Here is a 24846-nt window from a genome sequence, read left to right on the forward strand (position 1 = left end):
CCCGTCTCAACCGAGCGGAAAACTGATCGGCACGACCGTCCCCTGTGGAACGAAGAACCCGGCACCCTCACCCGGCACGTCCATGCCCGGCGCGTGCGGCTGTCCCGGCGCCATCGGCATCGCGTTGACCTGCGCCGCCGCGAACAGCTGCACCCGCGGCGGTTCGGGCTGCTCCGGGCCGAGCCACTGCCGGAACCCGGTCACCGTCGCCGCCTCGCCAGGGAACGCGTTGTCCAGCGCCACGGCGTAACTGACCGCCGCCTGCTCGCGCGGGTCGAACCGCAGCGGCACCGTCGAGCTGGCCACCGTGTTCACCAGCGGCCCGGTCAGCAACCACGGCGCGACGTACAGCCCGTACGGGTACGCCGGCCGCTCCCGCTGCGCCGCGGCCGCACCGTCCAGCGCCGACGCCGCCTGCGCCCACCCGGACACCACCACCAGCGCCGCACCGTCCGGCCGCACGGCGACACCACCAGCCGCAGCCGCGTCCTGGACCACCCGGGCCGCCTCCGTGCCCCGCGCCGACGAATCGCCGACGACCGTGATCGAGCCGGTCCCGCGGGCGGCCAGGAAACCGACGAGCTTGCGCAGCGCGTCCGCGTCCGCTTCGGACAGTGCGTCCGCCGGGCAGCTCGTCAGCACGTCCTTCCGCCCGGCGACCAGACCGCCCAGCGCGGTCGTCGCGCACTCCGGTCCGTCCGGGCCGGACGCCGTCGCGACCCCGCTCGCCGAACCGGTGTCCACCTCGATGGTCCGGCCGGACACCACAACCGAGCTGCGCCCCGCGGGCAGGTCGACCTCGGCCCAGAACCCGGAGGCCCCCGGCCGCGCGACCGCCTGGACGGCCGGCCCGTCCCCGACCGCGACCGACCCGGCCGTGGGCAGGTGGACGAGGTTCCGCCCGGGCCGCTGCGGGCTCACCAGCACCGGCGTGCCACCCGCGTCGGCGAGCAACGGCACCCCGGGCACCGGCAGCTCGGCCGGCTCCGGCAGGGCGACGAACGCGCTCCACGCCACGAACGCGGCCGCGACGCCGACGACCGCGACCCGCCGCCACAACACGGCCGCCACGATCGGCAGCACGAACGCGGCCAGCAACGCGATCCCGAACCCGGTCTCGTACAGCCGCCGGTCGAACGCCACCCCGGACAGGACCAGCTGCACGGCGCCCGCCAGCGCCAGCACACCGCCGAGTGTCCAGGACAGCGGACCGAGCCGGGACGTCTCCGCACGCGCCAGCGCCAGCGACGCCAGCCCGAACCAGGCGGCCGTCGCCCCGACGTAGACCGTGTCGATCGCGAACTCCACCCCGGACCGGCCGAGCGCGGTCTCCAGCACCAGCAACACCAGCAGCGCCGTGGCCACCCAGCGGCCCACCGGCGGCCGTCGCGTGGTCAGCACCGGTACGGCCAGCACCAGCAGCGCGTGCACGACCGCGCCGACGACGTTGACGTCGAAGGCCACCGCCGACACCACGGCCAGCACTGCCGACAGACCGCCCAGCACGGCGGTGACCTGCCACAACCGGCGGGGCAGCGTCTCCACCTGCGGCCGCAGCAGCCCGATCCCCGCGACGAAGGCCGTGGCGGGCAGCAGCACCAGCCGCACGATCAGCGCGGCCAGATCCAGCCCGGCGGAGCCGGTGACCGGATGGGACCCGTGGTCCATGAGTTACCTCTTCCGCGCACCGTCCGTGCGGGGCCGGGGACGGCCCCGCACGGGGAGCGCTTACTTCACGTCCGCGTCAGCGACGACGAACAGTTCCGAGTGGGGCTTCGCGTTGCCGAAATCGCCGTGCGGCCACGACTTCCGGTTGAAGTTGATGCCCACCTGGCCGGTGAACTCGTCGCGGAAGTCCTGGTCCACCGTGGCCTTGCCGTCCGGCGACAGCTTCACGATGTTGACCTTGTGGTCACCGTCCAACCCGGACCGGGCGACGAAGTAGTTCGACACCGCGAGCCGGTCCGGCGAGGTGACCTCGTGGTAGAAGCCGTCCTCGCCCAGCTCGAAGTTGTCGTACGCGCCCCAGTGCGGGCCCGCCCCCGGCGTGCCCGGGTTGATCGGCGCCGCGCCGGCGAGCGTGGGCAGCACCCCGTTGTCCGCGCCGCTGCGCGCCTGCTCCTTGGTCTGGATGCCGGGACCCGCCCAGTCCGGACCCTGCGCGAGCAAATTCTCGATGTTCAGGATGTAGACGCCACCGGTGGTGCCGGGGTCGTCCGGCCCGAGGGTGCCCTTCTGCCGCCCCTGGATGGCGCGGTAGAGGAACCGGTCGTCCGGGCTGGTCTGGATCCAGCCGCCGTTGGAGCTGGCGCCGATGCTGTCGTTGTTGCCCAGCGCCCGGTTCGCCGCGCCGTCGTCCCACACCTGGTACCAGTGGGGCTCGGCCTTGGTGATGTCCGGCGTGTAGAACACCGCGCCGCCCTGCATGGTCTGGGCGAAGGCGCCCCTGTGGCCGGGCAGGTTGGTCACCGTGGTCTCCATGACCGCGCGGCTCTCCGCGTAGAGCGGGTCGTAGTCCCCGGCGCGTGGGCCGTCCGGCAGGTAGGACACGGCCTTGAGCTTCGGGTTGTTGCGGTCGGAGATGTCCCAGGTCCGGACCGTCGGGCGGCGCAGGTACGGGGACGGCTGCTTGACCGGGTCGAGGATGATGTTCCGCGGCTCGGCGTAGTCGCTGGTCACCAGCGTGTTCAGGTCCTCGCGGGCCTGGATGCCGTGCGGGTTGGCGCAGGTCGGCTGGCCCAGCGTCGGCAGGTTCTCGCACAGCTTCGCGTTGTCGCCCTGCGGCGTGGCGGCCGAGGTCTGCGACAGGACCTGCGCGTTCTGGTCGAACCGCACGACCTCGCCGGGGCTGCCCGCGAAGCCGTTGCTGATCACGGTCTGGCCGTTGGCGTAGGTGTACGGGCCGGGCGCGACCGGGCCACCCATGTAGGTGCCGTAGGCCGTCCCGTCCTTGAGCACCCAGTAGGCGTCCGGGACCGACCCGCCGAGGGTCTGCGTCGGCAGGCTGACGCCCTTGAGCTTGAGCTGCGGCAACGCGCTCACGTCGAACGCGTAGGTCGCGGCCGCGAACAACGCGCCGGCGTAGATCGTGTCGCCCTTGTGCCACACGTACTGCATGTGGTGCGGCTCGTTCTCGACCAGCGGGCCGACGGTGGCGGTGTTGACGACCTTGCCGTACGTCGGGGAGCCCTCGGTCGCGTCGATGACGGCGAGGAAGTCCGGCCCGGGCAGCGCGTTCTTCGCCTTGTTGAGCCCGCCGCTGATGGTGCCGGGCAGGTTCTTGACGTCCTTGACGACGGTGTCCGCGATGTTCTCGTCGCCCGCCCACACGAGCAGCCATTCCTTACGCTGCCCATTGTTTTCACTGCGAATTTTATTGACGTCGCCGCCGACCAGGTGGTTCTCCACCCAGTACTGCTTTCCGTCGGCCCCGGTCTTCGAATCGGTGACCACCTGCACGTCGGCGTAGGCGCTGCTCGTGCCCGTGTAGGTCACGGCGCCGGCGGCGAGTGCGACGGCCGCCGTGCCCGTCAGTATTTTTCGCCATGACGGCGATTTCAGGCGCATGCCTTCTCCATGTTCCGTTCCCTGAATCTGTGCCCGGGAATTGGGCGGAACGGAATGGTTCCGCGCGGCGCCGAGGGGTGTCAAAGCAGTGTCAAAGGTTGGGAATAACCCACGCAAAAAGTTCCCCGTGTCACCCTGACGAGTGACACGGGGACAGTGTCCAGTACGGACAGTCAGCCGAGCGCGTCCAGGTGCGCCCGCACCGGTGTGGAGAACGCCCAGCCCGACGAGGCGTCCCAGTTGACCGACCACGTCATCACGCCGCTGATACCGGGCCACGCGGTCGACGGCACGTAGGACCCGCAGCCGGTCCGCGTCGCCAGGCAGTCGAGCGCCGCGTTCACCACCGAGGGCGCCACGTACCCGCTGCCCGCCGCCTGCGCGGTCGCCGGCAACCCGATCGCGACCTGGTCCGGCCGCAGCACCTGCAGCAGGTGGCAGGCCTGCGCGGTGATGAAGTCGACACTGCCCTGCGACACCACCCGTCCGTCGCACCCGAGCATCGAGCCGGAGTTGTAGTACTGCGTGTGCACGACGGTGATCAGCGGTTTCACGCTCTCGATCAGCGTCAGGTACCGGCCGCCGGGCTGCACGTCGAGCGTCTGCGGCGCCATCGTGACCAGGAAGCCGTCGCCCATGCGGTCGTGCACCTGGGTCACCGCGCTCGCGGTGTTCGCCGCGTCGAAGGTGCCCTCCAGGTCGATGTCGATGCCCTGGACGCCGAACTCGGTCGCGACGCGGGTGAACGAGTCGACGAAAGCGCTCACCCGGTCGGCGCTGCTCAGGTCGATGTTGCCCCGCTCGCCGCCGATCGACAGCACGATCGACTTGCCCGCCGCCTTCTTGGCGGCGATGTCGGCCTTCAGGTCGGCGTCGGAGTAGCCGCCGAGCGCGTTCGACAGGTCCGGGTCCACGCCGAAGGTCACCGCGCCGGGCGTGGCGGGGTCGGCGTTGGCGAAGGCGAGCACGATGACGTCGTAGGCGTCGGGCACCTGCGACAGCTTCAGCGGCTGCGCCGAGTTCACGAAGTTCTGCCAGTAGCCGGTGAGCTGCTTGGACGGCAACGCGGCCTGCGCGGGCGTCCAGCCGAGCGCGACGAGGAGTCCGGCGAGCACGAGCACGATCAGTCGTTTCATGTGCGAGCCTTTCCTAGAACGGGGTGAGGGTGACGGTGCAGGACCGCGGGGCGGGGTCTTCGATGTAGGAGGCGAACCCGCCGACGTCGTCGAACGCGAAGCCGTACGCCCGCCCGTCCGCGGTGGCGGTGTGCATGATCCGGGCGTAGTGGTTGGTCACCGCCGCGCGGTAGAACGCGCCGGGGTCGGAGACCGGCTGGTTCGGGTTGTCCAGCAGCGTCGAGCGGTTCAGCGCGGCGCCGAGCAGTGCCGCGACCGGGCCGGTGAGCCCGTCGTTCGGCGCGGCCAGCGCGCCGTCGCAGAACAGGATGTCCCGTGTGGACGGTCGCCGGATCGGCGACGCGGTGCGGCCGGAGCCGTCCCGGACGACGAGGTTGCCGTCGGACCCGACGCGCCCGGTGAAGACCGCGGATCCGGTGTCCAGCCGCAGGTCCGTGCCCGCGTACTTGGCCCACACCGCGTCGGTGTAGCTGTCGAAGTAGGTGGCGGAGAACCGGCCGGCGTCCAGGCCGTGACCGGGCGCGATCACCCGCAGGTCGTCCACCACCAGGTTCGCGAAGTCCGGCTGCGCCCGGATCTGGTCGAAGATCTGCGCCCGGCCGCCCGCCTTGAGCGTCCCGGTGCTCTGCGACGCGGCGCCGGTGAGCTGGATCGACAGCGGCACGCTGAACTGGTCGACCATGGTGGTGTTGCAGTGCATGCCCAGGTCGTCGAGCGTGAACTCGACGAAGTCGTGCAGGATCCGGTAGTTCGGGTCGCTCGCCACCCACCCCGCCGGGTACTGCAGCGCCGGGCGGCCGGCGCCGTCGGTGACGGCCTTGAACTTGAGCTTCTGCCCCAGCGCGAAGTACAGGCGCCCGGACATCGGCGGCACGTTGATCGTGGTGGCGCCGCCGGCGTTCAGCGGGATCGCGTAGTCGGTGAACCCGTCGGAACCGTTGTCGGACAACGAAACCGGCGCGATGGACCCGTCCGCGCGGACCCGGAACTGGTTGCCCGCGCTGTCGGTGCCGACCAGGTAGCACCAGATCGAGGTGTTCGCGAACTCGCCGCTGTCGTTGACGATCGTCAGGGGCAGCGCGGTGGCCGCGCTCGCCGGTCTGACGGAGAGCGCCACCGCTCCGGCACTCGCGGCGAGGAGGAAGCTCCGGCGACTCAGCATCGGCAGACCCTTTCATCCGATCGAGTGGATGGTCTATACCAATGTGAGTGGCGCGCGCGGTAACGGACAATAGGCTCATCAGGTGAAGTGCTGACAGGCGTTGTCCGGTCGCGGGACGGCCGGGAAGGGGCGGCTGCCCGATCAGGCAGGCTGGAGGGTGTCGGCCTCTTCGGTGGGCGGCGGCGTGATCGGGTCGTCCGACGGGCGACGGCCGTGCTGGGTGATCAGGACGACCGTGGCGCCCTGCTCGGCGCCTGCCGTGCCGATGGGCGCCTGCGCGACGACCACGCCCTCCTCGGGCGCGGGCATGCCCTCGGGCCCGGCGGGGACCAGCCCGGCGCGGCGCACGATCGAGCACGCGTCGTCCGCGCCGAGGCCAACGACGTCGGGCACTTCGACTACCGGCCGGTGCCGCCGCATGTGACCAGTCTAGGCGCAGATCGACGACGTGCGCCGCGATCCGGAACCGGGTATACCGGGCATGTCGACAACGACCCAGGGAGGACGCCATGGTGCATCCCGTGCCTCCCGGTCCCGAGCCCATCCCGCCCGGGCCGGGTCCCGATCCGGTGCCGCCGCCACCGCCCGAACCGCCGGTGCCGCCGACCCCGCCGGAGCCCCCGATGCCGCCGCCCGATCCACCGCTCGGCATATCCTGATCGCGTGACGGTGACCGGCTGGCGACGAGCGGTGCTGCTGTGCCTGCTCGCGTTCGGCCTGGTCGGCATGCACCACATCGCCGGAGCGGACCACCCGGAGAGCGCGGTCGTGACCGTGGTCGCCCACGCCGGGCAACCCGGCGGCGACCACGGCCATGGCATGACGCACGACGTGCTGCACCTGTGCCTCGCCGTGCTGCTGGCCGGTGTGCTGCTCGGCCTGTGGACCTTGCTGCGCGCGGTGCGGAACCCGCCGCTCGCCCGTCGCCCCGCCGGCCGTCCCCGCTCGCGGGCGCCGGACCGGCCGTCCGGTCGCGCGGTGCTCGCCGGCCTCTGCGTGCTGCGGCTGTGATCGGCGCTCGTCCGCCGAATTCGCAGTAGCAAACACATGAGAGGTTTCCTTTCCCATGCGCAAGACCATGGGCGGCCTGCTGCTGGCCGCCATCCTCCTGGCCGGTTGCGGGACCCAGCCGCACGAGTCCCACGGCACCACCACGACCGCGGCCGAGCAGCAGGCCGGTCACAACCAGGCCGACGTCGACTTCGCCCGGATGATGATCCCGCACCACGAAGGTGCGCTCGCGATGGCGGAGCTGGCGCCCGGCCGCAGCACCGACCAGCGCGTGCTCGACCTCGCCGCCCGCATCCAGCGGGCGCAGGACCCGGAGATCCAGCAGATGCGCGGCTGGCTCACCCAGTGGGGCGCGCCGGCCACGCCGATGGACCACTCGATGCCGGGCGAGATGGGCCACGACGACATGGCCGCGCTCGAGCACGCCACCGGCGCCGAGTTCGACCGGCAGTTCCTGCGGATGATGATCGAGCACCACCAGGGCGCGATCGAGATGGCGCGGACCGAGCTGGCGGCGGGCTCGAACGCCGACGCGAAGGCACTGGCCCAGCGGATCATTGACAGCCAGCAGGCGGAGATCGCCGAAATGCAGGCGATGCTCGCCTGACCAGCGGGCGGCGGGGCGGGCGTCCGCCCCGCCGTCACGGCCGCAGCGCGCCGATCCGCAGGCACACGCCCGTGGTCAGGGCGAGGATGCCGACGAACAACAGGAACACGTTCGCGGTCACCGCGCCCAGCCCGATCAGGAGCGCGCCGAACGTCATCAACGCCAGGCACCCCAGCCTGCGGAACCGGCCGAGGTGGTGGAACCGGCCCTCGCGCAGCGCTCTGGTCAGCTCGGGATCGCTGATCTCGAACCACTGCTCGATCGCCCTGAGCTGCTGTTGCTCGTTCCGGCTCAACATGGGCCGCCCCTGGGTCGCCGTCGACTGGTCTGCACCGGCGGATACCCGGATCAGCGCAGGTCAATCCGGGTGGCGATGGGTTCGACCGCTCGGGGTACGGCCGCTTCGCGTGTGGTGCGGCTCATCGCGGATCCCCTGGACCGGGTGGTTTTCCCGGTCCAGACCACGGGTACGCGGCGACGGTGCCAGACCAAAACGTGAGCGTCGCTGATCCGGCGGTGGTCAAGCGGGCGGTCGGCGCGGCGGCGATCGGCAACATCACCGAGTGGTACGACTTCGGCGTCTACGGCTACCTCACCACGACGATCAGCAAGGTCTTCTTCACCGACCTGTCCGGTCCGGTCGCGACGATCGCCACCTTCGGCTTGTTCGCGGTGTCGTTCCTGATCCGGCCGTTCGGCGGGTTGTTCTTCGGGCCGCTGTCCGACCGCATCGGCCGCAAGCGCGTGCTGTCGCTGACCGTCGTGCTGATGGCGCTGGGCACGTTCGCGATCGGCGTGGTGCCCGGGTACGAGGCGATCGGCATCGCCGCCCCGCTGCTGGTGCTGTTCGCCCGGCTGCTCCAGGGCGTCTCGACGGGCGGCGAGTACGGCAGCGCCATGACGTTCATCGCCGAGTACGCGCCGGACCGCCGCCGCGGGTTCCTGGGCAGCTGGCTCGAATTCGGCACCCTGACCGGGTACGCGTTCGGCGCGACGATCGCGACCGTGCTGACCGCGGTGCTCACCGAGGACCAGCTGCTGAGCTGGGGCTGGCGGATCCCGTTCCTGATCGCGCTGCCGATCGGCCTGGTCGGCCTCTACCTGCGGCTGCGGCTGGAGGAGACCCCGGCGTTCGCGAACTACGTCTCCGGCGAGGGGAAGCAGCGCGGGTCGGCCGGGCAGGAGTTCCGCACGATCTTCAGCCGATACTGGCCCGCGATGCTGCTGTGCGCCGGGCTGGTGCTCGCCTGGAACGTGACGAACTACATGCTCACCAGCTACATGCCGACCTACCTGACCGACACGCTTCCCGGCCACGGCGAGGACGGGGTCGGGGAGACCGCGGCGCAGGTGCTGCAGATCGTGGTGCTCGTGCTGCTGATGGTGGTGGTCACGTTCCTCGGGCGGCTGTCGGACCGGTTCGGGCGCCGCCGGATCGTGATGGCGGGCTGTCTCGGGCTGGTCGTGTTGTCGTTGCCCGCCGTGCTGCTGCTCCGCGTCGGCGGGGACGTCGCGACGTTCGCCGGGCTGGCCGTGATGGGCCTGACGCTGGTGTGCTTCTCCAGCACGCTGCCCGCGACGCTGCCCGCGATGTTCCCGACGCACATCCGCGCCGGGGCGCTGTCGATCGCGTTCAACATCTCGGTGTCGCTGTTCGGCGGCACCACGTCGACCGTGATGGGAGCCCTGGTGGCCGGCACCGGCGACCTGAACTGGCCCGCGTACTACCTGATCGCGGCCGGTGTCGTCGGCGCGATCTGCATCCACCTGACGCGGGAGTCGGCGGGCCGGCCGTTGCAGGGCTCCCCGGCGATCGTCAGCCCCGACGAGCTGACCGGGTCACGCCGCTGAGGCGGCGAGCACGGGTTCGACGACCCGGCGGCGCGCCCGCTGCAGCGCGAGCGTCGCCACACCGGTGGCGGCGAGGGTGACCACACCCGCGACCAGCAGGGCCTCGCTCGCGCCGAGCCGCTCGCACATCCAGCCGAGCAGCGGGGCGCCGGTCGCGCCCGCAGCCGCGGCGATCGCGCCGTCGATCGAGAGCACGCGGCCACGCATGTCCTCGGCCGAGTCGAGCTGCAGCCGGGTGCTCTTCGCGGTGTCGATGAGGACCGCGCCTGCCGCGATCGGCAGGATCACCGCGCCGAAGCCGAGCATGCCGGGCAGGAAACCGCTGACGGTCTGCAGGAAGCTCGTGACCGCGGCGGCGCCGAGCAGGAGCGGGACGGTGAGCTCCCGCACGCGGGCCGCGATGATCCCGCCGATCACCGTGCCGACGGCGAACACGGACGACAGCAGCCCGTAGCCCGCGGCGCCCGAGTTCAGCGGCCCTTGGGCCATGGCGGCCATGGTGACCTGGTAGTTGCGGCCGAGGCCGGACAGCACGAAACCGAGCGTGAACAGGACGATCAGCACGTGGCTGCGGCGCACGTAGGCCACGCCGGCGCGGACCCCGGCGCGTTCGGCCCTGGCGACGGCGAGCGGCTGCAGTTCGGCCGTGCGGATCACCAGGACGGTGACGATGACGGCGACGAAGCTGGCCGCGTTGAGCACGAACAGGAGCGCGTCCCCGACCGCGGCGGCGAGCACGCCGGCCAGGCTCATGCCGAGCACGCGCCCGGCGGAGTTGATGATGCTGCCGAGGGCGAGCGCGTTGCCGAGGTCGTGGCGGGGGACGACCTGGCCCGCGAACCGGCCCAGCGCGGGGGATTCGAAGGCGCCGACCATGCCGGCGATGGCGGTGAGGCCGTAGATGGTGGCCAGCGGCATGTCCTGCCAGACCATGAACGCCAGCAGCAGCGCGATGACCAGGTGGGTGGTCTGGCCGGCGAGGATGATCCGCCGGGGCGGGAACCGGTCGGCGATCGCGCCCGCCCAGGGGCCGATGAGCAGCGCCGGGAGGGTCGAGAGGAGGACCGACAGGCCGACCGAGGTGGCCGAGCCGGTGCGGGCCATGACGACCCAGTTGAGGCCGAGTACCTGCATCCACGTACCGGTCACCGAGACGAAGTCGGCGGTCGCCCACAGGCGGTAGTTGTGGTTTCCGAGCGCGCGGATCATCGGCGGCATTTCTCGCCGCAAGGGTGTTTCCTTCCGAAGGAGCCGGGGTAGTCCTGAACGGGTCCCGGCGGTGGGACGTGCTTGAGGCCTGGGCCGGTCGGGGCCAAGACCTGCTTTTCTGGGCACTCGCCCAGGCGCGTCACCACGCTACCGGCGGGTCAGCGAGCTGTCCTTGTGTCGATGGCTACAGCGGCCGCTGCTAACACTTCTCCGGTGTGGCGAGGGCCGCAGTCACACCCGGAACCGGAGCGGGGCGGAGTAGCGCCGGCGGGCGTGGTGCAGGCGCCGTCGCAGTGCCCAGGTGATCTTCCTGGCTTCCCGGCGCTGGTAGCCGAGGTCCACCTCCGCGCGGCAGGTGAACCAGACCGGCGCGAGCAGGTTCTGGTCGGCATCGGCCTGCAGAAAACCGACGCGCAGGTTCGTCCGGCGCACTTCGGGCTCGTGACCGAGCACGGCTCGCGCGATGCGGGTCGCGGTTTCCACGTCCGCGCTGGTCTGCACGTAGTAGCCGCCGCGGGTCCAGGCCTCGGTCATGATCCGATCCTGGCGCGATCAGGCCGCCCGTTCCAGGGCGAAGGCCGTCAGGAACCCGGCCGCCGTGATCAGGCCCGTCACCAGCTGCGCCTCCTCGAACGCCTCCGGCACCATCGTGTCCGCGATCATCGCCAGGATCGCGCCTGCCGCCACCGCCGTGATCACCGCGATCGTCTCCGGCGCCGCGCCGCCGAGGAGCAGGTTCCCCAGCAGCGCGGCGGCGCCACTGGCCAGCGCGATGCCGCCCCACACCCCGAACACGTACCGCGCGCTCCGGCCCGCCTGCTTCATGCCGGCCGCGCTCGACAACCCCTCCGGCACGTTCGAGATGAACACCGCGGCCAGCACGGACACGCCGATCCCGCCACCGCCGAGCAGCGACAGCCCCAGCACGACCGACTCCGGCACCCCGTCCAGCAGCGCCCCGATGGCGATCGCGCTGCCGCTGCCCCGCACCTCGTCCTCCGAGGGCTGCCGGCCGTGCGACCGCTTCCGGTGCCGCGCCCCGCGCCGGGCCAGCGCGACGTTCGCCAGCACGTACGCCACGGCTCCGCCGAGGAACCCGAACGCCGTCGGGAGCAGGCCGCCGGTGCGTTCGGCCTCGTCCACCAGGTCGAAGGCGAGCGCCGAGATCAGCACCCCGGCCCCGAAGGCCATGATCCAGGCGACCACCCGCGACGGTACGCGCGCGAACCACGCCACCGCGGCGCCGATCACGAGCGCCGCCCCACTGACCAGGCCCCACACCCCGGCTTCGAGCCACTCCGGCATCCGCACCTCCCGCGTCGTGTCCGGGGATCATCGTCGCGCGGCGGGCGTGGTTCTGCTCGGTACGGCGGTGGAAAGCGCTTACAACGGCGGTGGGCGGACCGTCCTAACCGGACGAGCTCTCCCGGCCCGGCCGGCGTTCACGTAGCGCGTCGAGCTGTTTGCGCACGTCCTCGACGTCCCAGCGGTACTGGCCGCCGGGGGTGACGAGCACCGGCCGGATCCAGCCGCGCTCGGCGTAACGGCTGATCGACCGCCGGGACAGGCCCAGCTCGGCCGCGAGTTCACCCGAGCCCACCGTACGTCGGCGTGCAGTCATGATCGTCACCGTATTGGGTGACCCGCCGGGGCCGCGCGGCCCATGGCCCGGTTGGCCCGCATAGCCTCCATGTCCTTGTCGGCCAAACCTTTTACCGGGTGGGGTAACGGGCCCGCCGAGCCGTCCGACTTCCGGGTCGGGAAGGGGCGACATGTCGAGATGGCGCCGGAGCGACACGGTGAGCCGCCGCGTGTTCCGGCGCGTGCGGTGCCCCCGGTGCGGACGGCGGCGGCGGGAAATGCGCGTGTTCGGCACGCTGCGGCATGACGCGTCCGGGAACCTCAAGCCGCGGTGGCAGGTCCGCCGCGAACTCGATGCGCAGGCCGGCGCTTGGCGCCCCGAGCCGCGCTGTGACCGCTGCCGCTAGTTTTAGAGCAGGTGCTCTGTTACTGTCCGGTCATGCCCCGGCCACGCGTGCACGACCTCGACCGGCTGCTCGACACCGCCGAGCGACTGGTCGCGGAGGACGGCGCGGTGTCGGTGCGCAGCCTGGCGAGCGCCGCCGGCGTGTCGAACGGCGCGATCTACCACGCGTTCGGCTCGATCGCGGCGTTGCTCGGCCGGGTGTGGCTGCGGGCGGCGACGGACTTCCTGGACCTGCAGTCGGAACTCGCCGACGCCGCCGTGTCGCCCGAGGACGCGGTGGTCGCGGCCGCCGACGCCCCGGCCGTGTTCGCCGAGCGGCGCCCGCACGCGGCGCGGATGCTGCTGACCGTCGACAAGGATCAGCTGCTCGGCCCCGGCCTGCCGACCGAACTCGCCGATGCCCTGTTCGCACTGGACAAGCGCGTGGTGGCGTTGCTGGTCCGGCTGTCGCGGGCGATGTGGGACCGGCGGGACGCGGCGGCGGTCGGGGTGATGACGACCTGCGTGGTCGACTTGCCGACCGCGTTCTTCCGGCGCGAGCTGGACACCAGCGCCGACCACCGGGACCGGCTCGCCGCCGCCGTGCGGGCCGTTCTCGCTGTGCCACTTCGACCGAAGGGATGATCGTGCTGCATTTCGAAGACCCGGTGTACGTGCTCGACCTGGGCGCCGACGAGAACCGGTTCGCGCCGGACTGGTTGAAGGGCGTGCACGCCGCGCTCGACACGGTCGCTGGGAGTGCGTCCGCGCTGGTGACGATCGGGACCGGCAAGTTCTACTCGAACGGCCTCGACCTGGACTGGCTCTCCGCGCACGGCGACCAGGCGCAGAGCTACGTGGCCGACGTGCAGGACCTCCTCGCGCGTGTGCTGACGCTGCCGGTGCCCACGATCGCGGCGGTGAACGGCCACGCGTTCGGGGCGGGCGCGATGCTCGCCATGGCGCACGACTTCCGGATCATGCGCGCCGACCGGGGCTTCTTCTGCTTCCCGGAGGCCGACATCAACATCCCGTTCACCCCCGGCATGGCGGCGTTGATCCAGGCCAAGCTGACCCCGGCCGCCGCGATCGCGTCGATGACCACGGGAACCCGCTTCGGCGGCCCGGACGCGCGCGAGCTCGGCCTGGTGGACGACACCGCGAGCGAGGCCGAGCTGCGTGACCGGGCGGTGGCGAGGGTGCGCCCCCTGGCCGGCAAGGACCCGGGCACGCTGGGCACGATCAAGGCGACGATGTTCGCGGCGGCGGTGTCCGCGCTGCGTGCCTGAGGTTCGCGACCGTCCCTTGAGGACGGCCGTTTACCCGTGCTGCGGGGAGAGGACGTCCCGGTGCTTGCCGGTGGTGAGCCGCAGCCAGGCCGCGGACCAGCCGCTGGAGACGGCGATCTCGTCGATGACGCCGGTGGGCAGGCACAAGCGCCGAACCTCCGCCGCCGCGTCATCGCCCCGCGCACGAAGCCGCTCCAACTCGGCGATCAGTTGGCCGACGGATTCGTAGCGGGTCCAGGAGGTGTCGTGGTCGCCTGAGCGAAGGATCAGGAGCAGATCGTCGATCAGCGACTGGACCGGGCTCATCGAGGGATTTTGACGCCGCGGTAGAGGCGGCGGCAAGCGGCTGACACGCGGACCCCCGCTCACGAACAGCGCGAAGACCGCATCGGCCGCGATCTCTTCGATCTCGCCCACGACTCGGACTAAGACGGGCTGGCACCAGGATCAGCGGCGAGGGACACGGACAATTGAGGCTGCCCGGCCAGTGGGTAGTCGTACCACCCGTCTGCTCGCTCGGCGTCCGTTGCCGGAAGCGTCTCTTCGATCGCCTGCACGACGACAGGTGCTCCAGCGACTTGTGAACGTTGGTCTCGAAGACCCACCCGTGAACTTAGTCGCTGCCCATCTGAGGCCGGTGCGAACGGCGGGCACTGCGCCAGACAGCTTCGAACTCCTCGGCGTCGATGACGAACAACGTGAAGTCCGCATCGGCCGCGATCTCTTCGAGCGGCGGTTCCGGCTCCTGGCCCAGAAACGTCGTGCCGCTGGAAGTCGACGCATCCGCGTAGTCCTGGCGGCCGTCTCGGTACAGGTCGACCTTGCGCGTCTCGTAGCCGTCGTCGCCGGTCTCGCTGTAGAGGAGAACCGGTTCGTCAGGGTGGTCGTGGTGCCAGATCACCTTCTTGTAGCTCGGCATCGGTTCTCCCTCGTGCTTCTCCCCGCATCCTCCCTGCTGAGCCTCAGGATGGTTGCGCACCTCCTGCGTCATGGCCACCATGCCCGGGTGAAAGCACACGATGTTCGCCGGATCGACAAGCAGTTCGGCGGCTTCAGGCAGGTTTGGTACGTACGGCCGAACGGCACCTTCCACGGCCCGTACACGGTGTACTGGGACGAAGGTCCGCAAGTGTGCATGCACGGCTCATATCTCGACGGCGCGCAAGAGGGTGTGTGGACGTACTGGTCGCGAACCGGAGTCGTCGAACGCCAGGTCAGGTTCGAGGCTGATCGCGAAGTCGAGGTGCGTGAGTCGCCGCCGTGGCTCGTGGAACTGCCAGTAATCCCGGCCCCATGATCAACAGGAAACCCGCCACAGCCCGGCTGACCAGGCGAAAGAGTGGGGCGCCTGGGGCTCGAACCCAGAACCTACGGATTAAAAGTCCGCAGCTCTACCAATTGAGCTAACGCCCCGTGAGCTCAGCTTAGCGACCATCGCCCACCACTTCGGCCCGGGGTGGTGCCCTCACCGTCGCCGGGAGAGCTTCTAGTGTGGCCGCACGCCCGGGAAGAAGGAGCACACCGCGTGAAGCTGCTGACCGCCGTCGTGCGGCCGTTCGTTCTCGACGACGTTCGGCAGGCGCTCGAGCGGCTCGCGGTTCTCGGCATGACCGTGACCGAGGTGCAGGGCTACGGCCGGCAGAAGGGGCACCGCGAGGTCTACCGCGGCGCCGAGTACCAGGTCGACTTCGTGCAGAAGCTCCGCGTCGAAGTGCTGCTCGACGACGAACTCGTGGAACGCGCGATCGAGGCGGTCGTCGGGGCTTGCCGGACCGGGCGGATCGGCGACGGCAAGGTTTGGGTGACCCCCGTGGACACCGTCGTCCGCGTCCGGACCGGCGAGCGCGGTCCCGACGCCATCTAGCGGCGAGCCGTGCGCCGCAGCCAGAGCAGGCCGATCACCGGCAGCACCAGCGGGATGAAGAGGTAGCCCTCGCCGTAACCGGACCACACCGTGGCGTCCGGGAAGGCCTCCTGGTCGAACACGCTCAGCGTCCCGACCACCAGCACGCCGAGCAGCTCGATCCCGATCGCCGCCACGGCCAGGCGGAACGAACCCTCGCCGCGGCGGGCCAGCGCCACCGTCGCCACGATGTAGATCACCGCGGCCAGCGCGGACAGCGTGTAGGCCAGCGGCGCCTCGTGCCACTTCGTCGAGATCTGCACCGCCGCGCGGGACGTCGCGGCCAGCGCGAAGATCGCGTACACCGCGACCAGGATCCGGCCCGGCCCCGTCGCGGTGGTGCGCCGCGTCCCCTGCTCCGAAGGCTCAGCCATGCCCGGCACTCCAAATCTGGTGGATCCGCTCGACCATCACCGGAATCGCCAGGCACGCGACGCCCAGGATGACCGTGCTCGACCGGCTCCGCTCGGCCAGCGCCCACGCCGCCCCGACCGGCAGGATCACCAGCGACCCCACGAGGTAGGCCAGGTAGGTGACCATGCTCCCGGGCCGGTCGCCGCCGATCAGCAGCACGACCCCGACGACCAACTGCGCGACGAGCAGGACCTCGACCACCCCGAGCACCACCAGCAGCGCGCGCCCCGGCTCCCGGCCCCGCGCGGCGGCGACGAAGGCCCACACGGCGACCAGCGCCGCGCTCACCGCGACGGCCACGCCGAACCCAGTGATCACCGGTCCTCACCCACCGTCGAACGCCATTACCGGTCGCAGCTTAGCCGCGTGGCGCGCGCCACCAGCTGAGAGGAGCTGGGGCAGCGGAAAATCACCCACCGGTTTCCCGTCCACCCGGATGGCCGTACCGAGGCCGCTCCGCCGATACCGCCGTGACCTGTGCAGAGGGGCCGGACCCCGGGAAATACGCGGCAAACGGGTGGTGGAAAGTCCACGGGGCTCACCGTCCGTGAACCCGAAACCCTTTCCACGCCGCCGGTTCGGCGGTGCGGCAGGCCGCCGTCCGCGAGGGACCATGGCACCTGGGCAGGGCAGTGGTAGCGATCGAGGGGGATCGGGTGATCTTCCAGTTGAACTGGCGCGGAAACCCGGAACGGATATTCACGACGATCTTCGCCATGGCCACGGACCGGACACCGGGCCTGGGGCCGCCGGGCCGCTGCCCGCAGCGCGCCTGCCCGTGTCAGGCGAGCGCCTCCAGCGACTCCCGCAGCTTTCCCTCGACGGGCACCGGGCGCCTGGTCTCGCGGTCCACGAACACGTGCACGAAGTGACCTTCGGCGACCGGTTCGCCCCGGTCCGACCGGAAGATCCCGATCTCGTAGCGCACGCTGCTGCGGCCGAGGTGCGCGACCCGCAGGCCGATCGACAGCACCTCGGGGAACGCGACCGAGGCGTGGTAGTTGCAGTGCGACTCCACGCACAGGCCGATCACGCCGCCGTCGTGGATGTCGAGCCCGCCGCGCTCGATGAGGTAGGTGTTGATGACCGTGTCCATCAGCGCGTAGTGGACGACGTTGTTGACGTGCCCGTACACGTCGTTGTCCTTCCAGCGGGTGGGAACCTGCTGCCAGTGCGGGTACGAGGTCACGGCCGGAAGCTTAGGGCCTCTACTCTGGGGTGATCGTTCACTCGTAGGGAATCTCAAGATCACTTGACCGGAGTAGCGCCGCGCTGGGAACCTCTTCCCATCGGGTACCAAGAGGGATGGACCGTCGCCGAGATCACGGTCCGCGTGCTGGTCGACGCCGGGATCCGGCGTGCCTACACCGTGGCCGGTGACGCGTTCCTGGAACTGCTCGACGCCCTCCGGTTCGAGCCGCTGATGGCGTTGGTCACAGCGCGCCAGGACACCGGCGCCGCGTTCATGGCGGAGGCCGAGGGCAAGCTGCGGGAGGTCCCGGCGCTGCTGCTCGGCGGCCCTGGCCCGGGTATCGCGGACTTCCTGGTCGCCGTGCGCTCGGCCTACCAGGACGGTTCGCCGATGGTCGTGTTGGTCGAGGACCGCGCGAGCGTCCGGCTGGCCGGTCCCGGCATCCAGGACGGCCTCGCCGAGCTGGATCCGCTGACGTTGTTCGGCCCGTTCGCGAAGTGGACCGGCCGCGCCGAGACGGCCGCGCAGGTGCCGGTGCTCGCCGCGCAGGCGGCCCGCGCCGCGCGCGAGGGGCGCAAGGGGCCGGCGATCCTGGCGGTGCCCGCGGACTTCTGGGTCGCACCGTTCGACGGCACGATCCCGGAGCCGGAGCAGCGCCCGGACGACACCGGCGCGGTGCTGCGGTCCGCGCACGAGGTCGCCGCCCTGCTGGCCGACTCGCGCTACCCGGTGGTGATCGCCGGCGGTATCGGGCGCAGCGCGCGCAAGGACCTGATCGCCGCCGCCGAGCAGCTCGGCCTGGCCGTCTACACCGCGTTCCGCCGCCAGGACTGCTTCCCGGAGAACCACGCGCGCTACGCGGGCCACCTCGGTGTGGGCATCCCGCCGGGGCAGCTCGACGCGCTGGAACGGGCCGACGTGGTGCTGGCCATCGGCACCCGCCTGGACGACGTGACCACGCAGAACAACCGGTACCCGCTGCCCGCGCAGACCCTCGTGGTGATCGGCCCCGGCCTGCCCGCCACGCACCGGCGCGGCCTGACGTTCCGGATCGACTGCGAGGTCGGCCCGTTCCTGCGGCAGCTGGTCGCGGTCGGCGTCGCCAGGTCGCGGCGCAGCTCGGCGGCCAACGCGGCCACGCACACGCACATGACGCCGCCGCGGACCAGCCCGGACCACCCGCTGGTGCACCCGGCGGACGTGGTGCGGGTGCTGCGCAAGGTGGCGCCCGAGGACACCGTGGTGGCCGCGGACTCGGACAAGACCGCCCGGTTCGTGCACCGGTACTGGTGCTTCACCGAGCCGCACACCCAGATCGAGCCGCCGGACGGCGTGCGGGGTTACGCCGTGCCCGCCGCACTCGGCGCGAAGCTGGCCGCCCCGAAGCGCACGGTGGTCGCGGTGATTTCGGACTCAGCGGCGATGATGACCGGCCAGGAGCTGGAGACCGCGGTGCGGTACCGCGCGCCCATCCTCGTCGTCGTGTTCCAGAACGGCCTGTACGCCGACATCGCCATGCACCAGGCGGCCAAGCACGGCCGGCTGGACGGGGTGTCGCTCACAGCGGTGGACTTCGCGGCCTGGGCGCGCTCGTTCGGCGCGGCCGGTTACACGATCGAATCGCCCGAGCAGCTGGAGCCGACAATGCGGCGGGCGCTGCAGCACCAGCGGCCGAGCGTGATCGACGTGCGGACCGATCCGGACGTGATCGATCCGGACACCCGGCTGTCCGCGCTGTTCCAGCGGTCACGCAAGACCTAGCGTTCGCGACGGATCTGTGATCTACTGGTGTCGGTCTTCGAAGATTTTGTGTTCGTGTTCAGGCACGCTCGCAAGATTTGGCGGGCGTAGTGGTTCCCCACTCGGGGAGGCAAACCGATCCGTCATTGACCCGGCGCACCGGAGCGGTGTGCCGTTTTGTTTGCAGTATATGGAGATTTTTTCATGGCTCAGGGCACCGTGAAGTGGTTCAACTCCGAGAAGGGGTTCGGCTTCATCACTCCCGACGATGGCGGCGGCGACGTCTTCGTCCACTACTCGGAGATCCAGGGCCGCGGCTTCCGCACCCTGGAGGAGAACCAGCGGGTTGAGTTCGAGATCGGCCAGGGCCAGAAGGGCCCGCAGGCGACCGGGGTCAACGTCCTCTGATTCGACTTCGAACGGCAGCCCCCACCTCTTCGTGAGGCGGGGGCTGCCTTCGTTTTCCAGCCCTTCGAACCGGTGTGCGCAATCCCGGCGACCTCGGTCCGGAAGATCGCGCCGTCCGGTACCTTCATGCGGGTGTGGTTCGAGGGCGAGGGGTGGAACCGATGACTGCTACCGCGACGCGGCCTGCCGTGCCCGGTGGCCCCGGCGGTGGAGTGCCGGAACCCGCCGCGCCCCCGAACGCCCCGCGCGGTGGCCTGGCCGGCCTGTTCGAGCTGCCCGGCGCCGCGGTCCGCGGGATCGCGCGCTCGGCCCGCACCACACCCGGCCGCCTGACGGTGATCGCGGTCGGGCTCGTCGTGCTGGCGCTGGTCACCGGCGTGGTCGCGACGATCACGCTGCAGGAGCGCAAGAACACGATCAACGACCTCATCGACCACCGCGAGCCGCTGGCCGCGGCCTCGCAGGAGGTCTACCGCTCGCTGTCGGACGCCGACGCGACCGCGGCGAGCGCGTTCCTGGCGATCGGCGTCGAACCGCCGTCGCTGCGCCAGCGGTACGACACCGCGATCGCGCGCGCCGGCGTCGCGCTGGCGAAGGCCGCGTCCGACTCGGCAGGCGTGCCCGAGGCCGCGGCGCAGGTCGAGATCCTGACCCGCCAGCTGCCCGTCTACACCGGCCTGGTGGAGACCGCCCGCGCGAACAAGCGGCAGGGCTTCCCGGTCGGCTCGTCCTACCTGCTCGAGGCCTCCAGCCTGATGCGCACCACGATCCTGCCCGCCGCGCAGGACCTGTACCACATCGACACGGACCGGCTGGCCGAGGAGCAGGACGACGCCAGCAGCTTCCCGTGGATCACCACGTTCCTCGTGCTCGCCCTGCTCGCGGCGCTGATCACGACCCAGGTCCACCTGACCCGCAAGACCAACCGGGTGCTGAACGTCGGGCTCGTGATCGCCACCGCCGCGACGGCGCTCGCGCTGCTCTGGGGCGGCGTCGCGGTGACCGTGCAGAGCGTCCTGGTCAGCAGTGGTGACGAGGACGGCAGCCACCAGGTCGACGTGCTGGTCCGCGCCCGCATCGCGGCGCTGCAGGCCAGGGCGAACGAGATGCTGACCCTGGTCGCGCGCGGGGACGGCGGAACGTACGAACAGGACTTCAACAGGCTCGCGCCGCAGGTCACCGGCCTGCTGAACGAGGCGCGCGGGTTCGCCACCGGCGACATGGCCCGCGAGGTGCAGGGCGCGGCGGACAGCGCGGAGCGGTGGCTGAACACGCACCAGGAGATCCGCGCCAAGGACGTCGACGGCGCCTACTCCGACGCCGTGAAGCTCGCGGTCGACTCGTCGGTGCAGGGCGGCGCGGCCACGACGTTCGCCAACCTCGACGACGCGCTGGTCGCCGCGATCGGGCACGGCAGGCAGGCGTTCCTCGACGACACGCGCGGCGGTGACCGTGCGCTGACGCTGCTCGCGCCCGGCTTCGCGGTGCTCGCGGTGGTCGCCGCCGCCGGCGCCACGATGGGGATCAGGGACAGGCTGAGGGAGTACCGCTGATGGCTCGGGGGAAGGTGGCCGCACTCGTGGCGGCCGTCGCGCTGCTGGCCGCGGGTTGCGGCAGCGCCGGGACGCCGGCCGACCCGGCGCCGGTCGGTGACGTGCAGGCGCCGCTGCCCGCCGGGGTCGGCGGCGGGGACACGGGCAGCGGCAGCGGCGCGGACAACAACTGCGACACGCGCAGCCTCTCGCCGAACGGCTCGATCCCGTCCGGGTCCACGATGGACAAGATCCGCGACCGCGGCCGCCTGATCGCCGGTGTCGACCAGACCAACTTCCTGTTCGGCTTCCTCAACCCCTCGAGCGGCAACCTGGAGGGCTTCGACATCGAGATCGTCAAGCAGATCGCGGCGTCGATCTTCGGCCGCTGGGAGGGGCACATCCAGTGGGTGGCCATCCCGTCGTCGGCGCGCGAGGACGTGCTGAAGGACCACCAGGTCGACATCGTCGTCCGGACCTACAGCATCACCTGCACCCGGATGAAGGACGTCGCGTTCTCCGCGCCCTACTACCAGGCCGGGCAGGCGGTGCTGGCGGCGAAGAACTCCGGCATCCGCGGCCTGCAGGACCTCGGCGGCAAGCGGGTGTGCGCGGCGAAGAACTCAACCTCGCTGTCGACGATCAGCACCGCGCCGTCGCGCCCGGTGCCGGTGTCGGTGAACAACTGGTCGGACTGCCTGGTGCTGATCCAGCAGGGCCAGGTCGACGCCATCTCCACCGACGACGTGATCCTCGCGGGCATGGCGCGGCAGGACCCCAACCTGGAGGTCGTCGGCGAGCCGTTCACGCGCGAGTTCTACGGCGTCGGCATCCCGCTGGGCCAGGACGACATGGTCCGGTTCGTCAACGCCGTGCTGGAGAACGTCCGCAACGGCAGCGCGTGGCAGAACACGTACAAGTACTGGATCGAGCCGGCGCTCGGACCGGGTTCGCCGCCGTCCGTGTCCTACCGCTGAGGGGGTGTCCACAGTGTCCGAAGAGGAGCGTCGACCGCGCCACGCGCGCCCGGACGACCGGCCGATCACGGGTTCGCTCGCCGACGAGCCCGGCACCGGGTGGCACAGGCCTGCCGACGAGCTGAGCGGCGCCCGGCCGACGCCGATCGGCGAACCGGTGCCCTCGGCAGCCGAGACGCAGATCATCGAGCCGGTCCGCCCGCCAGCGGAGCCCGTGCAGCCGGACGACGTGCAGCTCACCAGCGTGCTCGCCTCGCCTGCGCCGATGACCGAGATGATCCGGCCGCCCGCGCCGCCGCCGGAGCCGAGCGGCCCGGCCGTGCTGCCGGACCCGGGCACCGACAGCGTGCTGCCCGAGCGGTCCAGCGGGCACACCGGGTCGGGCAGCCAGCCCGGCACCGGGCCGGGCACCGGAGCGGGCACCGGCACGGGCGCGTTCCCGGGCACCTCGCGGCGCACCGGGCGGCGGACCCGCCGCGGCCGTCTCGGCGCTGGCCTGGTCGAGGTGCCGCCGGTGCCCTACCGCGACCCGGCGTCGGCCGTCCTCACGAACCCGGTGGTGTCGGAGGAGAAGCGGTACTGCGGCAACTGCTCGGCGAAGGTCGGCCGGGGCTCGGCCGGGCCGGAGGGCGTGTGCGAGAAGTGCGGCACCGCCTACTCGTTCCTGCCCACGCTGCAGCCGGGCGACCTGGTGGGCGGGCAGTACGAGGTGCTCGGCGCGATCGCCTACGGCGGGCTCGGCTGGATCTACCTCGCCAAGGACCGCAACGTCAACGACCGCTGGGTCGTCCTCAAAGGACTGATCGACACCGGCGACCCGACGGCCGTCGCGGCGGCGGTGAACGAGACCCGGTTCCTGGCCGAGGTCGAGCACCCGAACATCGTCAAGATCTACAACTTCGTGCAGCACCCGGACGCGCGCACTGGGCACGCCATCGGCTACATCGTGATGGAGTACATCGGCGGCCAGTCGCTGCGCCAGCTCGCGCTGGCGCACCAGCGCGCCGCCGGGCGGCCGGAGCCGCTGCCGATCGCGCAGGTCATCGCGTACGGGCTGGAGATCCTGCCCGCGCTGGGGTACCTGCACAGCCAGGGGCTGCTGTACTGCGACCTCAAGCCGGACAACGTGATCCAGACGCACGAGCAGCTGAAGCTGATCGACATGGGCGCGGTGCGGCGGATCGACGACTACACCAGTCCGCTGTTCTTCACCACCGGCTACAGCGCGCCGGAGCTGACCACGCACGGCGCGTCGATCGCGTCGGACCTCTACACCGTCGGCCGCACGCTGGCCGTGCTGAGCTTCGAGTTCAACGGCTACACCACGAAGTACAAGGCCGGGCTGCCGACGCCGGACGAGATCCCGCTGTTCAAGCTGTTCGGCTCGTACTACCGGTTCCTCAAGCGCGCCACACACCCGGACCCGGACCGCCGGTTCCTCTCCGCGGAGGAGATGGCCGACCAGCTCGCCGGTGTGCTGCGCGAGATCATCTCGATGGGCACCGGGAAACCGCGGCCCGCGGTGTCCACTGTGTTCGGTCCGGAGACCAACACGTTCGGCGTGGACCTGGTGGTGCCGGAGGCGGGCTGGACGGTGCCGCTGCCGGACGCCGTCGAGGTCGTGTCCGGCCTGCCGATCCCGCAGGTCGACACCGACGACCCGGCGGCCGGTGTGCTGGCGACGACGACGGCGCTCGACCCCCGCGCCGCGATCGACGCGCTCGCCGGGGCGCCGCCGGACTCGATCGAGGTGCGGCTGCGGATCGTCCGCGCGCGCATCGAACTGGGCGAGCTGGCCGAGGCGAACCGCCAGCTGCAGGCGGCGCAGTACCTGGCCATCCGGGCCGGCTACCCGCACGACTGGCGGATCGACTGGCACCGCGGGCTGATCGAGCTCGCCGGCGGGCGGCCGCGGGTGGCGAACGTCGCGTTCGAGACCGTGTACGACGACCTGCCCGGCGAGATCGCGCCCAAGCTCGCGCTGGCGGTCAGCGCGGAGGGCATCGGCGACTACTTCACCGCGGCGCGGTTGTACGAGCAGGTGTGGCGCACCGACCGCGCGTACGTGAGCGCGGCGTTCGGGCTGGCGCGGGTGTACCTGGCGCAGGGCGCGCGGGCCGGCGCGATCGAGGTGCTGGAGTCGGTGCCCTCGACGTCGACGCACTACGTGGCGGCGCAGGTGGCGGCCATCAAGATCAAGACTCGGGCGAGCGGGCCGAACACCTCGGTCAGCGAGGCGGATCTGGTCGACGCGGGCGTGAAGCTGGAGCAGTTGCGCCTGGACGCCGAGCGGCGGACGCGCATCTCGGCGGAGGTGCTGGAAGCGGCGTTCACGTACGTGCAGGGCGCACCGCCGGGATACCGCACCAGCGCGAAGGTGCTGGGCTGCGAACTGTCCGAACGGGACATCCGCTTCGGACTGGAACGCTGCTACCGCACACTGGCGCGACTGGCCCACACGGCGGGCGAGCGGATCGAGCTGGTCGACCGGGCCAACTCGGTGCGCCCCCGCACGCTCACCTGACCCGGCCGCCGCCCACCAGCTGACACGCCCACCCAGCCAGCTCGCCGCCCCGGGGTGGCCGACTGGCCACCGGCAAGCGCGAACACGCCCACCGAGAGCGGCCAACTCGCTGCCCGGGGCGGCCACTGCCACCCGAAAACGGTCAACCAGCCGCCCGGGTGGCCAATACGCCGCCCGCAACGGCAGACTTGCGCTGGGAACGGCAACTCGCCGCCGGGGCGGCGAACTTGCCGCTGGGAACGGCAACTCGCCGCCGGGGCGGGGAACTTGCCGCTGGGAACGGCAACTCGCCGCCGGGGCGGGGAACTTGCCGCTGGGAACGGCAACTCGCCGCCGGGGCGGGGAACTTGCCGCTGGG

Annotated in this window: 27 protein-coding genes and 1 tRNA gene; 12 read left to right on the forward strand and 16 right to left on the reverse strand. The window is 71.3% G+C overall.

Annotated elements, in window-relative coordinates:
* Positions 1–6: 6 nt before the first annotated feature.
* The 5 genes from ABZ193_RS03880 to ABZ193_RS03900 all read right to left on the reverse strand — a co-directional run bounded on the left by ABZ193_RS03880 (position 7) and on the right by ABZ193_RS03900 (position 6285).
* The gene (locus ABZ193_RS03880; protein WP_354708787.1) at positions 7–1668 is read right to left on the reverse strand and encodes a hypothetical protein; all 1662 of its coding nucleotides are present in this window, start codon (positions 1666–1668) and stop codon (positions 7–9) included.
* 60 nt (positions 1669–1728) lie between these two features.
* Positions 1729–3567 carry a hypothetical protein gene (locus ABZ193_RS03885; RefSeq protein WP_020418312.1) on the reverse strand — a complete coding sequence of 613 codons (1839 nt, stop codon included), beginning with the start codon at positions 3565–3567 and terminating at the stop codon, positions 1729–1731.
* Between the two features lie 173 nt (positions 3568–3740).
* Positions 3741–4703 carry a chitinase gene (locus ABZ193_RS03890; protein ID WP_354708788.1) on the reverse strand — a complete coding sequence of 321 codons (963 nt, stop codon included), beginning with the start codon at positions 4701–4703 and terminating at the stop codon, positions 3741–3743.
* Positions 4704–4716: 13 nt separating this feature from the next.
* Positions 4717–5865 carry a beta-1,3-glucanase family protein gene (locus ABZ193_RS03895; protein WP_354708790.1) on the reverse strand — a complete coding sequence of 383 codons (1149 nt, stop codon included), beginning with the start codon at positions 5863–5865 and terminating at the stop codon, positions 4717–4719.
* 141 nt (positions 5866–6006) lie between these two features.
* Positions 6007–6285 (reverse strand): PASTA domain-containing protein, encoded by a 279-nt coding sequence (locus ABZ193_RS03900; RefSeq protein WP_228685023.1) that lies wholly within the window; start codon positions 6283–6285, stop codon positions 6007–6009.
* Between the two features lie 243 nt (positions 6286–6528).
* Here ABZ193_RS03900 and ABZ193_RS03905 point away from each other — a divergent pair, with 243 nt between their 5' ends.
* Together ABZ193_RS03905 and ABZ193_RS03910 are read left to right on the forward strand one after the other, a co-directional pair.
* Positions 6529–6876, forward strand: coding sequence for a hypothetical protein (locus ABZ193_RS03905; RefSeq protein WP_354708792.1), 348 nt, complete (start codon positions 6529–6531; stop codon positions 6874–6876).
* A gap of 55 nt (positions 6877–6931) precedes the next feature.
* A complete protein-coding gene (locus tag ABZ193_RS03910; RefSeq protein ID WP_020418307.1) occupies positions 6932–7483 on the forward strand; it encodes a DUF305 domain-containing protein in 552 nt (183 codons plus the stop codon).
* A gap of 34 nt (positions 7484–7517) precedes the next feature.
* On the opposite strand, the gene ABZ193_RS03915 is transcribed toward ABZ193_RS03910, so the two are convergent.
* Positions 7518–7781 (reverse strand): DUF3040 domain-containing protein, encoded by a 264-nt coding sequence (locus ABZ193_RS03915; protein WP_020418306.1) that lies wholly within the window; start codon positions 7779–7781, stop codon positions 7518–7520.
* A gap of 197 nt (positions 7782–7978) precedes the next feature.
* Here ABZ193_RS03915 and ABZ193_RS03920 point away from each other — a divergent pair, with 197 nt between their 5' ends.
* Positions 7979–9334 carry an MFS transporter gene (locus ABZ193_RS03920; protein ID WP_354708793.1) on the forward strand — a complete coding sequence of 452 codons (1356 nt, stop codon included), beginning with the start codon at positions 7979–7981 and terminating at the stop codon, positions 9332–9334.
* Here the strand turns inward: ABZ193_RS03920 and ABZ193_RS03925 are convergent.
* From ABZ193_RS03925 to ABZ193_RS03940, 4 genes are all read right to left on the reverse strand, one after another.
* A complete protein-coding gene (locus tag ABZ193_RS03925; protein ID WP_354708822.1) occupies positions 9323–10543 on the reverse strand; it encodes an MFS transporter in 1221 nt (406 codons plus the stop codon). The genes ABZ193_RS03920 and ABZ193_RS03925 overlap by 12 nt on opposite strands.
* A 231-nt stretch (positions 10544–10774) precedes the next feature.
* Complete coding sequence (locus ABZ193_RS03930; RefSeq protein WP_237335594.1) at positions 10775–11077, reverse strand: hypothetical protein; 303 nt, start codon at positions 11075–11077, stop codon at positions 10775–10777.
* Positions 11078–11095: 18 nt separating this feature from the next.
* Positions 11096–11848 carry a ZIP family zinc transporter gene (locus ABZ193_RS03935; RefSeq protein ID WP_354708794.1) on the reverse strand — a complete coding sequence of 251 codons (753 nt, stop codon included), beginning with the start codon at positions 11846–11848 and terminating at the stop codon, positions 11096–11098.
* 103 nt (positions 11849–11951) lie between these two features.
* The gene (locus ABZ193_RS03940) at positions 11952–12143 is read right to left on the reverse strand and encodes a MerR family transcriptional regulator (RefSeq protein WP_020418301.1); all 192 of its coding nucleotides are present in this window, start codon (positions 12141–12143) and stop codon (positions 11952–11954) included.
* Positions 12144–12563: 420 nt separating this feature from the next.
* Between ABZ193_RS03940 and ABZ193_RS03945 the strand changes: the two genes are divergently transcribed.
* Together ABZ193_RS03945 and ABZ193_RS03950 are read left to right on the forward strand one after the other, a co-directional pair.
* Positions 12564–13154: a helix-turn-helix domain-containing protein gene (locus ABZ193_RS03945; RefSeq protein WP_354708795.1), complete on the forward strand. Its 591-nt coding sequence runs from the start codon at positions 12564–12566 to the stop codon at positions 13152–13154.
* Complete coding sequence (locus tag ABZ193_RS03950; protein WP_354708796.1) at positions 13151–13798, forward strand: enoyl-CoA hydratase-related protein; 648 nt, start codon at positions 13151–13153, stop codon at positions 13796–13798. The genes ABZ193_RS03945 and ABZ193_RS03950 overlap by 4 nt, the downstream gene beginning before the upstream one ends.
* 30 nt (positions 13799–13828) lie before the next feature.
* Here ABZ193_RS03950 and ABZ193_RS03955 read toward each other — a convergent pair whose 3' ends face one another.
* Both ABZ193_RS03955 and ABZ193_RS03960 read right to left on the reverse strand, forming a co-directional pair.
* Positions 13829–14215, reverse strand: a complete 387-nt coding sequence (locus ABZ193_RS03955) for a hypothetical protein (RefSeq protein ID WP_354708798.1) — start codon at positions 14213–14215, stop codon at positions 13829–13831.
* 196 nt (positions 14216–14411) lie between these two features.
* A complete protein-coding gene (locus ABZ193_RS03960) occupies positions 14412–14717 on the reverse strand; it encodes a hypothetical protein (protein ID WP_354708800.1) in 306 nt (101 codons plus the stop codon).
* 87 nt (positions 14718–14804) lie between these two features.
* Here ABZ193_RS03960 and ABZ193_RS03965 point away from each other — a divergent pair, with 87 nt between their 5' ends.
* Positions 14805–15095 carry a hypothetical protein gene (locus tag ABZ193_RS03965; protein WP_354708801.1) on the forward strand — a complete coding sequence of 97 codons (291 nt, stop codon included), beginning with the start codon at positions 14805–14807 and terminating at the stop codon, positions 15093–15095.
* A gap of 43 nt (positions 15096–15138) precedes the next feature.
* On the opposite strand, the gene ABZ193_RS03970 is transcribed toward ABZ193_RS03965, so the two are convergent.
* Positions 15139–15211: transfer RNA gene (locus tag ABZ193_RS03970), tRNA-Lys, on the reverse strand.
* Between the two features lie 112 nt (positions 15212–15323).
* Here ABZ193_RS03970 and ABZ193_RS03975 point away from each other — a divergent pair.
* A complete protein-coding gene (locus ABZ193_RS03975) occupies positions 15324–15662 on the forward strand; it encodes a P-II family nitrogen regulator (RefSeq protein ID WP_354708802.1) in 339 nt (112 codons plus the stop codon).
* Here the strand turns inward: ABZ193_RS03975 and ABZ193_RS03980 are convergent.
* The 3 genes from ABZ193_RS03980 to ABZ193_RS03990 form a co-directional block, all read right to left on the reverse strand.
* On the reverse strand, positions 15659–16075 hold the full coding sequence (locus tag ABZ193_RS03980; protein WP_354708803.1) for a hypothetical protein: 417 nt from the start codon (positions 16073–16075) through the stop codon (positions 15659–15661). The two genes, ABZ193_RS03975 and ABZ193_RS03980, sit on opposite strands and share 4 nt — an antisense overlap.
* Positions 16068–16433 carry a hypothetical protein gene (locus ABZ193_RS03985; RefSeq protein ID WP_354708804.1) on the reverse strand — a complete coding sequence of 122 codons (366 nt, stop codon included), beginning with the start codon at positions 16431–16433 and terminating at the stop codon, positions 16068–16070. The genes ABZ193_RS03980 and ABZ193_RS03985 overlap by 8 nt, the downstream gene beginning before the upstream one ends.
* A 463-nt stretch (positions 16434–16896) precedes the next feature.
* Positions 16897–17304, reverse strand: coding sequence for a thioesterase family protein (locus ABZ193_RS03990; RefSeq protein WP_020418292.1), 408 nt, complete (start codon positions 17302–17304; stop codon positions 16897–16899).
* A 132-nt stretch (positions 17305–17436) separates the two neighbouring features.
* Between ABZ193_RS03990 and ABZ193_RS03995 the strand changes: the two genes are divergently transcribed.
* The 5 genes from ABZ193_RS03995 (at position 17437) to ABZ193_RS04015 (ending at position 24488) form a co-directional block, all read left to right on the forward strand.
* A complete protein-coding gene (locus tag ABZ193_RS03995) occupies positions 17437–19068 on the forward strand; it encodes a thiamine pyrophosphate-dependent enzyme (RefSeq protein WP_354708823.1) in 1632 nt (543 codons plus the stop codon).
* Between the two features lie 183 nt (positions 19069–19251).
* Complete coding sequence (locus tag ABZ193_RS04000; protein ID WP_017985575.1) at positions 19252–19455, forward strand: cold-shock protein; 204 nt, start codon at positions 19252–19254, stop codon at positions 19453–19455.
* 161 nt (positions 19456–19616) lie between these two features.
* Entirely contained in the window at positions 19617–21008 is a 1392-nt protein-coding gene (locus tag ABZ193_RS04005; RefSeq protein WP_354708806.1) for a hypothetical protein, read from the forward strand.
* Positions 21008–21964 carry a glutamate ABC transporter substrate-binding protein gene (locus ABZ193_RS04010; RefSeq protein WP_020418289.1) on the forward strand — a complete coding sequence of 319 codons (957 nt, stop codon included), beginning with the start codon at positions 21008–21010 and terminating at the stop codon, positions 21962–21964. Before ABZ193_RS04005 ends, ABZ193_RS04010 begins: the two co-directional genes overlap by 1 nt.
* A gap of 13 nt (positions 21965–21977) precedes the next feature.
* Positions 21978–24488 (forward strand): serine/threonine-protein kinase, encoded by a 2511-nt coding sequence (locus ABZ193_RS04015; protein WP_020418288.1) that lies wholly within the window; start codon positions 21978–21980, stop codon positions 24486–24488.
* Positions 24489–24846: the final 358 nt, after the last annotated feature.

The organism is Amycolatopsis sp. NPDC006125 (assembly GCF_040614195.1).
Taxonomy (GTDB): Bacteria; Actinomycetota; Actinomycetes; order Mycobacteriales; family Pseudonocardiaceae; genus Amycolatopsis_E; species Amycolatopsis_E tucumanensis.